The sequence below is a fragment of the Rhizobium sp. 01L410 genome (genome assembly GCF_056400165.1).
Genome location: NZ_JBFTST010000014.1, coordinates 104,995 through 118,268 on the forward strand (window position 1 = coordinate 104,995; position 13,274 = coordinate 118,268).

Consider the following 13,274-nt stretch of genomic DNA (forward strand, 5'->3'; position numbering starts at 1 on the left):
CGCGGCACCAAGAATTGGAACAGAGCTGAATGCGCATACAATACGGTTTATTCGGATTATTCCTTGCAATCGCGCCGTCCGCATATGCCCTGGAAGCTGCATCGCCGCCTGTATTGGAGCCGCTGAAGCAGCAGGCCCAGGCTGCGCAAATGAGCGCGCAATTTCTGACCCGTTACAGCTACAGGCCCGTCGCACTCGATGATGCGCTGTCGGCCAAGATCATGGATCACTTCATCAAGTCGCTGGATCCGGACCGGATGATCTTCCTGAAGGCAGACATCGACAAGTTCATGGCCGACAAGAGCAAGATCGACGACGCCATCGAGAAGCAGAACCTGCAGATCCCGTTCACGATCTTCAACGTCTATGAGCAGCGCGTCGTCGATCGCATGAATTATTCGCGCGGCCTGCTGAAGCAGGGATTCGATTTCAGCGTAAAGGAAGACTATTCCGTGCTGCGCGACAACGCCCCGTGGCCGCAGTCCGAAGCCGAGTCCGACGATCTCTGGCGCAAGCGCGTCAAGAGCGACTGGCTGCGGCTGAAGCTTGGCGGCAAGGCGGACGATGCCATTCGCGATACGCTCGACAAGCGCTACGAAAACGCTCTGGAGCGCGCCTACAAGTACAAGAGCGACGACGTCTTCCAGTCGTTCATGGACGCCTATACCAATTCCGTCGATCCGCACACGGACTATTTCGGCGCCTCGGCCTCTGCCGATTTCGACATTTCGATGAAGCTGTCGCTGGTCGGCATCGGCGCGGTCCTGCAGGAACGCGACGACTACACGACGATCCGCGAACTCGTGCCCGGTGGCCCGGCGCAGCTCTCCGGCAAGCTTGCCGTCGGCGACCGCATCATCGGCGTCGGCCAGGGCGAGAATGGCGCGATCAAGGAAGTGCTCGGCACCCGTCTCGACGAAGTCGTGCAGATGATCCGCGGTGAGAAGGACTCCGTCGTGCGTCTCGACATTCTGCCCGCAGAAGCCAGTGCCGACGGCAGCCATCACATCATCAGCCTGGTGCGCGACAAGATCAGCCTCGAAAAACAGGCCGCCCGCAAGGATATCCTGTCGGTCAAGGACGGCGATGCCACGCGCAAGATCGGCGTGATTACGCTGCCGGCATTCTACGAGGATTTCGAGGCGCGTCGGAAGGGCGACCAGGACTACAAGAGCGCCAGCCGCGATGTCGCCAAGCTGCTCGAGGAACTGAAGCAGGACAATGTCGACAGCGTTCTGATCGATATCCGCAACAATGGCGGCGGCTCGCTCTCCGAGGCGATCGACCTGACCGGCCTGTTCATCGGCAATGGTCCGGTCGTTCAGCAGCGCGGCACGGATGGCAAGGTCGTGGTCCAGAGCGCTGACTTCCAGGAGCCCCTGTGGACTGGTCCGGTGGGTGTGCTCATCAACCGCGGCTCGGCTTCGGCATCGGAGATTTTCGCTGCGGCGATCCAGGATTACGGACGTGGCGTGATCATCGGAGAGCCGAGCTTCGGCAAGGGCACCGTGCAGACCGTCGTCGATCTCGACGAGATGGCGCATAACAGCAAGCCCAAATTCGGCGAGCTCAAGGTGACGATCGCCCAGTTCTTCCGCGTCAACGGCGGGACGACGCAGCTGCGCGGCGTGACCCCGGATATCGCCTTCCCGGGTCTTTCCGACCCGAAAACCTTCGGCGAGACGAGCTATGATAACGCCCTGCCATGGACGGAAATCAAGCCTGCAAAATATAAGCCTTTCGGCGACATCAAGAGCGTGCTGCCACAGTTGCAGAGCCGCCATGATGCGCGCGTCAAGACCGATCCGGGCTATCAGAGCCTGATTGAGGACATTGCCGACCTGAAGGCGCAGCGCGACAAGGGGCTTATCTCCCTCAATGAGGCCGAGCGCCGCAAGGAACAGGCCGCCCGCGAGGCGCGCCTGAAGGCGCGCGCCGATGTCAGCGGCGAAGACACGGGTCCGGATGACGGCCTGCAGTCAAACGAGCGCAGCCTCAGTGCGGATATTGCGATCGAGAATGCCCGCAAGAAGGCGAAGGACGTGCTGCTCGACGAAGCCGGCGCTATTCTTGCCGACGAGACGACCCTGAAATAGGCCTTTCAGGAGCAGAAGAAACAATCGCGGGCGCGGTGAAAGCCGCTGCCCGCGTCTGTTATTTCCACTCCCACAGCTTCTTCGAAACGTGCGGGCGCGTCGAAACGATCGCGGCAGGATTGCCGACGGCCGTGACATAGCGGGCAGCGTCTTCGGCATCGTTGACGCCGGCAAAGATCATCTTCATCGATTTATTGGAGGCAGCACCTTTCGCCCGGTGCTCGAAGCTGATCACCGCATGCGGATATTCCTCGTTGAGGCTGATCATCGGATCGCCCGTCAGCGCGATGTGTTCCTGCATCGCCAGGAATGACAGGACACGATCCCTGGCCATGTCAGGCGCAATCGGCTTGTTGCCTGTCGGCGCTCGGGCATAGGCCATGGTGTCGATCTGGCCCTTGCGCTTGCGCGTCTCGTAAACCAGAAGGTTCGCCCCCATCGCCAGTTCGGCGTGGAGATCGAAGGTCTGGTACCGGTCGCTATTGCCGTGCAGATCGTCCAGGGCTGCCTTCAGATCCTGGATGTAATCGGTGTATCGCGATGCTGTCATGGGTCGTCCGCCTTCGATATCTGACCGCGCAATCGCATAGCGCCATCAGGCATGCAATAGGCGATGTCGATCAGGCAGGTGACAGACCGCTTCTCCCGACGCCAGCCTATTGCGGGAACAGGAACGTTATCCCGGCGCGGAAGCCCCAGCCGTTCGGTCCGTTCTCGGGCGCTTCGGCCCAGTAGCGGGCACCGACCTGGAAGCTCACCGGTTGTTCGCCGAACTTCAGGAGCTTTGCCACCGAAAAATTGATCGGCACGGCCCACTGGTCGTTCTTCCAGTCATAGGTGCTTTCGGTGTTAAGCGAGAAAGTCCAGGCATCAGGGGTGGTGTAGGATATGAAGGGTTGCAGGAAGGTGGAGCTGATATCAGGCCGATCGCTGTTGCCTGTGACGGACCAGATGTGATTGGCGAGCGCGCCGTAGGTCCAGGGGCCATCCTGCTTCAGGACGACGGCGGTCGGGCCGAGCCCCCACTTGCCGCTGCCGAGCATCTTGTCCGTTGCGGTCGGCAGCAGGAAGACCGGGCCGGCGCCCCAGACGATGCCGCCCGGTCCCGGTTCCTTCGGCGAAAAGAAGAAGCTTTGGGTGATGTCGCCAAGGCCGAACTGGCTACCGGAATTGCCGGCGATGTCGTTCTGCCAGATGAACGGCAGGATGGTTCGGGAAATGACGTTCCAGTCGTCGTTGATCGAAATGGGAATGACCGGCTGGATGTTCAGCACGGCCCTGTCGCCGTCGAGCGGGCCGTAACCGCTGTCATAGTTGAATTGAAACGGCACGCTGATCAGCGAGGCGACCGGATTGGAAAGCTTCTTGGCGAGATCGGCATCCTGCGCCACAGCCGGTAGCGGGAGGGCCGCCGCAGCGGCCGCTGCGGCAAAGAGAATTCCTGGCTTCATGCGTTGGTCTCCGATTGGGATCTGCACTTCGCCGCAAGTTTCAGAACCGGATCGTCATGCCGATGATCGGGCCGTGCTGGATCATGTCGTAGGTGAAGCCGTCACTGCTGTAATCGACGCCCTGGGCACGGTATCCGAGCACGGCTGACATGGTGTCGTTGAACTTGTAGCCGAGGCCGGCCAGCACATCCCAGTCGAGGTCGGCGCCGCCCGCACCAATCATCGCCCAGCCGGTCATGTAGACATTGTCGGTGAAGGAATAGCTGCCCTTGAAACCAACAAGACCATCGACCCAGTTGGCGCTGTCGGTTCCCTCGAGATTACCGATCAGGCCGCCACTCAGGCGGATAGTGGTTTCGGCATGCCAGAAACGGGCACCCGCGAGAATGTCGAGGCGCGCCTGCGGGTCCTCGTAGATCGTGTAGGCGGCACCCAACAGCGCCGTGAAGGTCACAGTCTTCAGGTCAACGTCGTCGGCAATGATGCCGCGCGGCGTGGCGGAGTCGGTGGTTACCCTCGCATAGCTGATATCGGTGAAGATGCTGAAACGGTCGTAGCGGGCATCGCCCGCTCCCATGAACGCGAAATCCAGGGTCGAGATGATGGCGCCGAAATCCTGGCTGACATCCACGGTCGGCAAGCCGAACACTTGGCTCTCGCCATCGAGACCGGCAATCCAGAAATAGGGAGAGAACGAGAAACTCCAGCCGTCGGGCCGCTCGGGTGATGGTTGCGGCGCTGTTACCGGCAGCAGATCGGCAGCACCCGCAGGCGCGGCGAAGGCGGCCAGTGCCGCAACACCAATGACAAATCGAATCTTGCTGTGCATGTGTCGTCCCCTCGGCCTTGGCCCTTGTCACACTTCTGCTGCCGCAGCTGCTTTCGCCTGCTGCGCCTTGATGGTGGCGGCGGCTGCGGCCGCTCCACCCTCCCGCTCGTCGCCACCGACATTGACGGTCGGCTGCGCGAATTCGATGCCATTTGCCCTGAAGGCTTCCCGGATCCGCAGCTGTGCCTTGCGGCGTATGTAGGTCTGCATGCCGGGTACCGTGGTCATGCCGAAGCCCAGCACGATGCCGTAGTCGCCGAATTCCTCGACGCCCTTCATCTTCAGGGGTTCGATGAAGAGAGGCCCGAGTTCGGGATCTTCGAGCAGTTCGGCGCCGATCTTCTTGGTCAGCTTGCGGGCCTTTTCGACATCGGTGTCGAAGCCGACGGAAATCCGGAACTTGTCGATCACCCAGTCCCGGCTCATGTTTTCGACCGCGCCGAGCTCGCCGAACGGGACGGTGAACACGGGGCCACGATGGTGCCTGAGCCGGACCGATCGCAGGCTGAAGCCCTCGACCGTTCCCTTGTAATTCTTGGCCTGGATATACTCGCCGACACGGAAGGCATCGTCGAGCATGTAGAAGACGCCGCTGATGATGTCCTTGACCAGCGTCTGCGATCCGAAGCCGAGTGCCACGCCGAAGATGCCGGCACCGGCGATCAGCGGCCCGATCTCCACGCCAAGCTGGGCGAGGATGATCAACGCCGCCATGACGGCAATCATGACGGCAAGCGCATTGCGCAGGATCGGCAGCAGCGTCCGGAAGCGGGCGCGCCGCGCTGTGTCGGCTGGCGTGGATGTAGCGGGCGCGGATGCCACAAGGTTTCCGTCGATCCAGCTCTTGGCCAGATGCCAGATCAGATCGGCGGCAAGCAGAACGACGACGCTGCGCAGCAGGCCATAGAAGATCGCCGATACGATCGGATCGCGGTGGCCAATGGTTTCCGGGTTCATCTGCCAGACGATTGCCAGCCAGCCGGCGGCGATTGCGATGACGATCGCCCGGGCTCCGCGGACGACCAGCACATTTCGCAGACCAGCCCCGGCCGAGGTGAAGTGTTCGGCGACATTTCCTGCACCCCGCAGGATGCCGGGCAGGATGAGAGCGTAGAGGCCGAGCCAGAACAGGCCTTTCAGATCGAGGCACCAGAGGATCCACATCGCCACCATCACACCGGTGACGATCGCCTTTGCGGGTTTCGGCCGGCTCCATGTGGACCAGACGGCCTCAATTCCGAGCGCGAGAACGATGATCGAAAACACATAGGAGATCGCGTCCGTGACGGCGGGATCCGTGCCGAGCGGCGGGCCGAGCGCTGCCGTGGCGATGGCGAGCACGGTGATGCCGAGAAGGATCCTGGCGCGCTGCCGCAGCCCTTCCGGCGCCGCGAGCGTGATCAGCACCGATCCGGTGCGATAGACGACGAACGCGCTGAGATAGACAAGCAGGGTGATGCGGGCAAGCGGCGGCCACTCGATTGCAAAGAAGATCACGGCCATGGCGCCGGCAAAGACTGCGATCGGGATCAGCGCGGCAGCCGCTCCCTCCCGCTGTCCGCGCATCCTGCGATAGAGCCATTCGGCGGCAAGGCCAATGGCGATGAGACCACCGAAAATAACGAAGACGGGGGCGTATCCGTGCGAGATCGCATCGGCACGCGTCCTGGCAGCCGTTGCGGCAATTTCAGACGGAATACGCGGGACGGCGGCGATGACCGTATCGATCCGCGCCCGCGTCTCGGATTCCCAGCTTGTGATGGGGGAGGCTGCAGTTGCGGATGGCGCCGGCGGGGCTGCGGCCGTCTTGCGGCTTTCGAGCCAGGCCTGGATATCGGGATCCTGGAGAAGTGCGACCAGATCGTTGATCTTCTTTTCGCTCGCCGGAATGGGCGTTTGTGCCTGCGTGTCGAGCGGCCTGCCGTGCAGCTGTTTTCGGCATAGTAGTCCGTGAACATTATGCCCGCTTTCGCGATGCTGTCGATATTCGGCGTCTTATATCCGACGACGCCGAAGGAGTATGCGCTGATATTGGTTTGGCCGATGTCGTCGCCAAAGATGACGAGGATATTGGGCTTGGCCGCAGCCGTGCTGGCGGCAGGCGCTGCCCTGCTGAGCGTTTGCTGGCGAAAGGAAGGTCGTCGATGTCAGCGTCATGGCGGCGGCAACCGCCGCCGAGAACAGCTTCTTCTGAAGAGATACCGTCATGACGCTCTCCTCGCTGATGGATCGTTCAACATTGCAGTCTCCCTTGTGCCGGGCGGCCGCGCCTCCGGCTTCTGATCGTCGTCAGGCGACGCCGCAGGAGACTTGTTCCTTTCAGTAGCGGGCGGAAGTACGTAACAGTAAATCCCGGCGTAACTGAGCGTAAATGCTGGACTAAACCGGCCGGCTCATTGCGTCAGCGGCTTGGATTGCTGGTCTTCCCGCAAGGTCGCTCCGACGTCCGAGTCCGCGGGCCTGTGCGCCGGTTGTTCAACGATCGTCAGTGGCGCCGCCACCGCCGTGCCCGCCACCGTTCCGACCGTGCGCACCGTGCCGCCGACGACCGCCGCCACGCCTTGGCCGAGAGTGATGTTGGAGTCCGTCAGGGTCTGCCCGGTCATCAGCCGCTGACCGATCAGCTGGACGATCTCCGGGCTCTCGGCGAATTTGCCATGATTGAGCCGGTCACCGGATTTGACCTGGGTGAGGTCGATGGCAGTGATGGAGGCCTCAGCGAGCTTCGATCTATACGGCTCCTTGGACGGGTCGATGGCGCCGAGGCGTGAAACACGCCCGGTAATGAAGCTCGACAGCGCCAGCGCCCGGTCGTCCTGCGACACGAAGATGGTGAACTTCGGCCGCGGTTCGTCCATCTCGACGAATTGCTTGGCGAAGACCTGAATATCGATATCAGGCGATGCCAGAATGACATTATGGATCTTGCGGTTCACGTGGCCGTCGCGAATGCCCATCTGCCGAAGAGACTCCATCGCCAGCCATGTTCCCATGGAGTGGGCAAGCACCGTGATGTCCTTCACCTCGGGGTCCTGCGCCAGCACGCGAAGCGTCTGTTCGAGCGCGGTCCGCGAATAATTGGTGCTTTCCTTGTCGTATTCATAGCCCGTCACTTCGGCGCGCGACGGCCAGGTGAAGAGGATCGGCGTGGCATGCATGCCGCTGTCATGGACGATCTGTGCCAGCCGGAAGACGGAATCCTCGTATTTGTTGTTGAAGCCGTGGATGAAGACCAGCGCATGGCCGCCTTGGATATGCTGCTTGAACCAGACGCGCCCTTCGGGCACCGTCGCGATCGGCTGGACGTGGGTCACCGCGAAGTCGGTCGCAGGATTCGGCGGCAGGCGTTTCGGCCATTGCACCTCGCCGGATTTCCTGCCAGGCGGAAGCGATACGGAAATGTCGGTGAGATAGGGCTTCGGGCTGCGCTCACCGTTGAAAAGTGTGGCAGGGTCGCCGGATGGCTGGCGCGTCGTGGCAACGAGCATATCGACCTGCGCGGTCTTCGGCGTCGCCGCCGTCAGCACCACAGGGGTCATGACGCCGCTCGGATGTCCGCAGGATGCGAGCAGCAGCACAATGGCGAAAACAGCTGATATCTTCATTCCGGCTCCATCGATCCCCAACGTCGGCACAATAGGCATCGCGCCCGCACGCGTAAGTACGCAACGGTAAACCGCTGTAAATTTACGGTCCGGTCAGAGGCGTTTACCGTTGCGTACTTATGTTCCCTCTTCGCAGCGCTATCGTTGGTGCAAAGTGGAGGGCAATCCGATGAAGCTGCTACCGGCACTATGCCTGCTATTGTTGACGAGCCTGCCAGCGATGGCGGCAGACAAGGCGAGAAGCGAGATTACCGATCGCGAGATCGAGCGAAAGGCGGTCCAGGCCGTCGTCTGGGGCATGCCTGCCGTCAACTACGATCTGATGCGGCAGGAGATGCTGAACAAGACACCGGGCAAGGTCGGCCAGGTCATCTATTGGGGCGAACCGCTCGACTGGAAGAACCAGACGCTGACGCCAAATCCCGATGCGCTTTACTTCATGGCGTTCTTCGACACGAAGGACGGGCCTTTCGTTCTCGATCTTCCTGCAGCAGAGGCGAAGGGTTCCTTCAACGGCAATATTGTTACGGTTTGGCAGCAGCCGCTTGAAGATGCCGGTCTGCTCGGCGCGGACAAGGGAAAGGGCGGAAAATTCCTCATCCTACCGCCTGATTACAAGGAAACACCGCCTGACGGATACATCCCGCTGAAATCCAATGTCTACGGCGGCTATATACTGTTCCGCTCCAATATGGCGAGCCATGACACCGCCGATGTTGAGGCCTCCATCGAATATGGAAAAAAGATGAAGGTCTATCCGCTCTCGGCAGCGGCCAATCCCCCTCAGACCGTGTTCAGCGATGTGAAGGACATCGTTTTCGATTCGACGATCCAATGGGACGCGCGCTTCTTCGACAATCTCAATCGTGTCGTCCAGGAGGAGCCGTGGATCGCGCGTGACCGGGTCATGATCGATCAGCTGAAGTCGCTCGGCATCGAGAAAGGCAAGCCCTTCAAACCGGATAGTCACATCAAATCGTTGCTGGCAAAGGCCATGAAGGAAGCGCAAGCCCTGCTTCAAGCAAAGTACGATGACGGTTTTGCGCCGTTTTTCAGCGAGACCAGCCGTTGGACCTTTCCAGGCTATGCCGACGTCGTCACGGCCGCCCAAAGGGATTTCGACGAGGCGGATTCCTATCCTGTCGATCATCGCGGGGTGATCTACACGATGGCCTATATCGGCATCAAAAGACTGGGCGCCGGTCAGTTCTACTCGATCTCCATCCGCGACAAGGACGGCCGCGCCTTCGACGGGCGCCACACCTACAAACTGAACGCGCCGGCAAATGTGCCTGTTCAGCAATATTGGTCGGTGACCGCCTATGACCGCAAAACCCATGCGCTGATCAAGAACGTTTCGCGCGCCAGCCGATCCTCGCAGATTCCGGATCTCGCAAAGAATGCCGATGGTTCCATCGATCTGTATTTCGGGCCAAGGCCGCCGAAGGGCAAGGATGCCAATTGGGTACCCATCGATCCGAAAAGGCACTTTGAATTGATGTTCCGCGCCTATGGGCCAACCAAGGATTTCTTCGACAAGAAATGGGTACTGTCCGATGCCGTCAGACTTCAGTAGGCCGCCGCCCGACCTTCTTGCCGTAGCGGGCCCGTTCACATCGCGCCTAGCGTCTGCTCCAATGCGTCCAGAAACTGATCGGCGTGATCACGGGCAAAGACCAGCGGCGGGCGGATCTTCAGAACGTTGGCGTCAGGGCCGCTGGCGCTAATCAGAACCTGTCTCTCCCGGAGACCGTTGACGATGCGCGCTGCAAGCGATGCCGACGGCCTGCCGTTCTCGACGATATCGGCCCCGATGAAGAGCCCTGCACCGCGGATATCGCCGATCCCCGGAAAGCGGGTCTTCAGCGCTTCGAGTCCGCGCAGGAAATGGGTGCCGACGTCGCGGGTATGGGCAATGAGATCCTGCTCCTCAATGAAGCGTAACACGGCCATGCCTGCGGCGGCGGCGACAGGATTTCCGCCGAACGTGTTGAAGTAGCGCGAGTTCTTGCCGAATTCGGCGATCACCTCGGGTCTGGCGATCAGTCCGGCGACGGGATAGCCGTTACCCATCGGCTTGCCCGTCGTGACCAGATCGGGCACGAAGCCGTGGCGCTGGAATCCCCACATCGCCTCGCCTGTTCGCCCGAAGCCAGGTTGCACTTCATCGGCAACGAAAATGCCGCCTGCCGTCCGGATCGCCTCGACGGCCGGCTTGAGGAAGCCGGCATGGCCGGGGATGACGCCGTCGCTGGAAAAGATCGTATCGACGATCAGCATCGCCGGCTTGATGCCGTGGCGTGTGAGATCGGCAATTGCGGCCTTCACGCCGTCGGCAAAGGCGGCTTCCATCTGTTCAGGCGGAAGCGAAGGATCGGGTGCGGCGACGGTGCGCACATGCGCTCCGAGATCGACATTGGGGCCGAGCGAGGGTGAGAAGGCGGCAACTGTTGCCGTGACGCCGTGATAGGCATGCGCCGTTACGATGATGCCGGTTCCGCCGGTATAGCTGCGGGCGATCCGCACGGCCAGATCGTTGGCCTCGCTGCCGGTGCAGGTGAACATGACCTGGCTGAGTTCATCCGGGCATGTCGCGGTGAGAGCCTCGGCGTAGTCGAGGATGTTTTCGTGCAGGTAGCGCGTATGCGTGTTCAGCGTTTCGGCCTGGCGGGCGATCGCCTCCAGCACCGCCGGATTGCCGTGGCCGATGGAGGCAACGTTGTTATAGGCGTCGAGATAGGCGCGTCCTTCTGCGTCGTAGAGCCAGACGCCTTCGCCGCGTACGAAATGCAGGGGCCGCTCATAGAACAGCCGGTAGGCCGGTCCGAGTACGCGTTCGCGCCGCTTGATCATCGATTGCTCGGCAGCGCTCAGGCGCTCGAAATCGCCGGCTCCGAATGCGTTGGCCATGGTCATGCTGAGTCTCCGATAGTCTGCCGGAAGAAGGCGGCAAGCGCTTCGTCGCTATGATCCGCCAGGCGAATGAGCCCGGCAAGGGCTGCCGGGTGGTTGCGCAGGATGTAGTCGCGGTTTTCAGGGTAGAGGCTGGCACGCCATTCCGGGATGAGAACGGTCATCGCCAGCCGCGTCCGCAGAAGACAGGGCAGTGCCGAAAGCTCGTCTGCGGAGAGCGGGCGGACCGCATGATAGGCCTGAAGCATCGCAACGATAGCCTCCATTCCGTCGTCACCGCCCGCCTGATAGGACAGCGCCACGGCGAGATCGTTGACCAGCGGCGCCTCGACGAGATCGCCGAAGTCGATGACCCCGGTGATCTCCGCAGGGTCGTCTGCCGCTACGAGAATGTTGTGCGGATTGAAATCGTTGTGGATCACTTGCCGTGGGAGCCCGGAAAATCCATTGGAAGCGAGACGCTCGAAGCCGTCGAGCGCTGAAACGACGAGGCTGCGCCGCTCTTCGCCAACGTGAGAGGTGAGGGGCCGCAAAGCGGCGGCGTTGCAGATGTCCCAAAGCAGGTTCTGCAGCAGCGGCTCAGGTCTGAAATCCGCCAGAGCCTGAGCGAGTCGCGCCAGGCTGCGCCCCAGCGCTTGTATCTGCGGCACGGAGCGCGGTGCCTTGTAGAGCTGAACGCCATCCAGAAATGTCAGCATGCGTACGAAGCGCTGGTCGCTTCCGAAACCCAGCTTGAGGAGAAAATTGCCGTTATAGGCCGGGATCGGCTTGGGAAGGGGAAGCGCCAGCGGTTTGCGCTCGAGGTGGCGCAAGGCATCGGTCTGGAAGGTCAGCACATCGGCGCGCTCGGCCGTATTGGCGATCTTCAGGATCGCGCGCTGGCCATGCGTGGCCTGGATCAGGAAGGTCTCGTCGCGTTCGCTTGAGAGTACCGAAGCGCGGCCGGCGATGCAGAAATACTGGGCAGCAATGGCTTCGACGCGCGCAAGCGGCGTCCTCTCCAGTTTTGCCGTCAGGGCGTCGTTGGTATCGGGCTCGGAGGTTTGGGTCATCAAGCTGGCCTTTATTGACACCGGGTCACGGACGATGTTTGAAATTCGATGCTGCGCGATTTGAACGATGCGTTGCACGCAACCGGCCAATGCCGGATGAAAGAGAAGCAATGCCGCCAGCCACCATTCCGCCGCTTACCGAAAGCTCCCGCTCCGTTCTGCGCGTCGTTGCGTCTTCCGGCCCGATCACCCGGCCGCGGCTCGGCGCGATGCTCAATCTGTCCAAGCCGACAATGACCGCAGTGATGAACGAGCTCGGCGCATTGGGACTGGTGGCCCCGATCGGTTCGCAGCAGGGGGCAATGGGCCGTTCGGCCACGGTTTATGCCCTGGGGCCGGAAGCCGGATATGTGCTCGGGATCGATGTCGGTGTCGCGCAGGTGCGCGCTGTCGCGCAGGGGCTCGACGGAACGCCGCTCGCAACCGCCGAACTGAAAATCGCCAAGCAGCAGCGCGCCACGACGGAAGAGGTGGCGGAGATCGTCGATGAGGCGGCGCGAACTGCGATCCTGGCGGTCGGCAAGCGCAGCAAGAACCTGCGCAGCATCGCTGTCGCCGTTCCACGCATCGTCTCGCGCAACCGGCTGGGGCTGAGCCGCCGCAAGGGGCCGGAAGCCGTCTTGCAGCGGTTGCGGCAATCCGTCGAAGCGCCGATCCTGCTGGAGAACAACGTCAACTGCGCGGCCTTCGGCGAGCTTCGCGACGGCGCGGCGCAGGGCCGCGAGATCTTTCTGTTTCTGCAGATCGGCGTGCGCATCGGCCTCGGCATCGTCATCGGCGGCAAGCTCTTCCGCGGCTTCAATGGCGCCGCGGGTGAGGCTGGCCGCCTGCCGTTTCCGTGGTCGGCCGGACATGTGCCGGAGCGCGAGGGCCTGGAACATCATTTGGGCTCCGATGCGCTGATGGAACGTTGCATCGCCGGATGGCCCGCCACCGCCGGGGAACCCCCGGCGACGGCACGCGAACTCTTCGACCGGGCGCATGCAGGCGAAAAGGAAGCGGTCCTCTGGGTCAACAGACATGGGGCCGATATCGGGAGAATGGTCGCTGGCTGCATCGGCTTCTTTGATCCGGGTCTCGTTGTTCTGGGCGGCGGCGTCGGTCAGAATCCGCTGATGCTCGATGAGGTCCGTCATGTTGCCCGCGACCTGACCTGGGCGACGGAGATTGCGGTGAGCAGCCTCGGCGTCAATGGCACCGTGCTCGGGGCTACCCGGCTTGCCGCCGACTATGCGCTGGCCGATATTCTCGGCGAAGCGCCGGATGCGACGCTGGTGCTGCCCGCCGGCCCGGCCTCGGACGAGGGGCCGGAAGCGTCTTTCGGCTGA

At 61.9% G+C, this 13,274-nt stretch carries 10 protein-coding genes and 1 pseudogene; 3 read left to right on the top strand and 8 right to left on the bottom strand.

Annotation, left to right across the window (positions count from 1 at the left end):
- The first annotated feature begins 29 nt into the window (after nucleotides 1–29).
- Nucleotides 30–2,096 (top strand): carboxy terminal-processing peptidase, encoded by a 2,067-nt coding sequence (locus AC1DV9_RS25195; protein ID WP_477950400.1) that lies wholly within the window; start codon nucleotides 30–32, stop codon nucleotides 2,094–2,096.
- Between the two features lie 58 nt (nucleotides 2,097–2,154).
- Here the strand turns inward: AC1DV9_RS25195 and AC1DV9_RS25200 are convergent, their stop codons facing one another.
- From AC1DV9_RS25200 to AC1DV9_RS25225, 6 genes and pseudogenes are all read right to left on the bottom strand, one after another.
- Nucleotides 2,155–2,646 (bottom strand): hypothetical protein, encoded by a 492-nt coding sequence (locus tag AC1DV9_RS25200; RefSeq protein WP_112389989.1) that lies wholly within the window; start codon nucleotides 2,644–2,646, stop codon nucleotides 2,155–2,157.
- A gap of 106 nt (nucleotides 2,647–2,752) precedes the next feature.
- On the bottom strand, nucleotides 2,753–3,547 hold the full coding sequence (locus tag AC1DV9_RS25205; protein WP_112389988.1) for a transporter: 795 nt from the start codon (nucleotides 3,545–3,547) through the stop codon (nucleotides 2,753–2,755).
- A 40-nt stretch (nucleotides 3,548–3,587) separates the two neighbouring features.
- The gene (locus tag AC1DV9_RS25210) at nucleotides 3,588–4,376 is read right to left on the bottom strand and encodes a hypothetical protein (protein ID WP_112389987.1); all 789 of its coding nucleotides are present in this window, start codon (nucleotides 4,374–4,376) and stop codon (nucleotides 3,588–3,590) included.
- A 27-nt stretch (nucleotides 4,377–4,403) separates the two neighbouring features.
- Nucleotides 4,404–5,942, bottom strand: a complete 1,539-nt coding sequence (locus AC1DV9_RS25215) for a mechanosensitive ion channel family protein (RefSeq protein WP_477950401.1) — start codon at nucleotides 5,940–5,942, stop codon at nucleotides 4,404–4,406.
- A gap of 341 nt (nucleotides 5,943–6,283) precedes the next feature.
- Nucleotides 6,284–6,584: pseudogene (locus AC1DV9_RS25220) on the bottom strand (sulfatase-like hydrolase/transferase); the annotation flags it as partial.
- A gap of 185 nt (nucleotides 6,585–6,769) precedes the next feature.
- A complete protein-coding gene (locus tag AC1DV9_RS25225) occupies nucleotides 6,770–7,981 on the bottom strand; it encodes an alpha/beta hydrolase (RefSeq protein WP_477950402.1) in 1,212 nt (403 codons plus the stop codon).
- A gap of 169 nt (nucleotides 7,982–8,150) precedes the next feature.
- Here AC1DV9_RS25225 and AC1DV9_RS25230 point away from each other — a divergent pair, with 169 nt between their 5' ends.
- Nucleotides 8,151–9,557 (top strand): DUF1254 domain-containing protein, encoded by a 1,407-nt coding sequence (locus AC1DV9_RS25230; RefSeq protein ID WP_477950403.1) that lies wholly within the window; start codon nucleotides 8,151–8,153, stop codon nucleotides 9,555–9,557.
- Between the two features lie 35 nt (nucleotides 9,558–9,592).
- Here the strand turns inward: AC1DV9_RS25230 and AC1DV9_RS25235 are convergent, their stop codons facing one another.
- A complete protein-coding gene (locus AC1DV9_RS25235; protein ID WP_477950404.1) occupies nucleotides 9,593–10,897 on the bottom strand; it encodes an aspartate aminotransferase family protein in 1,305 nt (434 codons plus the stop codon).
- The gene (locus tag AC1DV9_RS25240) at nucleotides 10,894–11,946 is read right to left on the bottom strand and encodes a phosphotransferase (RefSeq protein ID WP_310301339.1); all 1,053 of its coding nucleotides are present in this window, start codon (nucleotides 11,944–11,946) and stop codon (nucleotides 10,894–10,896) included. The genes AC1DV9_RS25235 and AC1DV9_RS25240 overlap by 4 nt, the downstream gene beginning before the upstream one ends.
- A 110-nt stretch (nucleotides 11,947–12,056) precedes the next feature.
- Here AC1DV9_RS25240 and AC1DV9_RS25245 point away from each other — a divergent pair, with 110 nt between their 5' ends.
- Complete coding sequence (locus tag AC1DV9_RS25245) at nucleotides 12,057–13,274, top strand: ROK family transcriptional regulator (protein WP_112389971.1); 1,218 nt, start codon at nucleotides 12,057–12,059, stop codon at nucleotides 13,272–13,274.

What these genes read in the sequence shown, in the direction of transcription:
- AC1DV9_RS25195 (WP_477950400.1), top strand. Translation starts at nt 30, where the DNA reads ATGCGCATACAATACGGTTTATTCGGATTATTCCTTGCAATCGCGCCG.
- AC1DV9_RS25200 (WP_112389989.1), bottom strand. Translation starts at nt 2,646, where the DNA reads ATGACAGCATCGCGATACACCGATTACATCCAGGATCTGAAGGCAGCC.
- AC1DV9_RS25205 (WP_112389988.1), bottom strand. Translation starts at nt 3,547, where the DNA reads ATGAAGCCAGGAATTCTCTTTGCCGCAGCGGCCGCTGCGGCGGCCCTC.
- AC1DV9_RS25210 (WP_112389987.1), bottom strand. Translation starts at nt 4,376, where the DNA reads ATGCACAGCAAGATTCGATTTGTCATTGGTGTTGCGGCACTGGCCGCC.
- AC1DV9_RS25215 (WP_477950401.1), bottom strand. Translation starts at nt 5,942, where the DNA reads ATGCGCGGACAGCGGGAGGGAGCGGCTGCCGCGCTGATCCCGATCGCA.
- AC1DV9_RS25225 (WP_477950402.1), bottom strand. Translation starts at nt 7,981, where the DNA reads ATGAAGATATCAGCTGTTTTCGCCATTGTGCTGCTGCTCGCATCCTGC.
- AC1DV9_RS25230 (WP_477950403.1), top strand. Translation starts at nt 8,151, where the DNA reads ATGAAGCTGCTACCGGCACTATGCCTGCTATTGTTGACGAGCCTGCCA.
- AC1DV9_RS25235 (WP_477950404.1), bottom strand. Translation starts at nt 10,897, where the DNA reads ATGACCATGGCCAACGCATTCGGAGCCGGCGATTTCGAGCGCCTGAGC.
- AC1DV9_RS25240 (WP_310301339.1), bottom strand. Translation starts at nt 11,946, where the DNA reads ATGACCCAAACCTCCGAGCCCGATACCAACGACGCCCTGACGGCAAAA.
- AC1DV9_RS25245 (WP_112389971.1), top strand. Translation starts at nt 12,057, where the DNA reads ATGCCGCCAGCCACCATTCCGCCGCTTACCGAAAGCTCCCGCTCCGTT.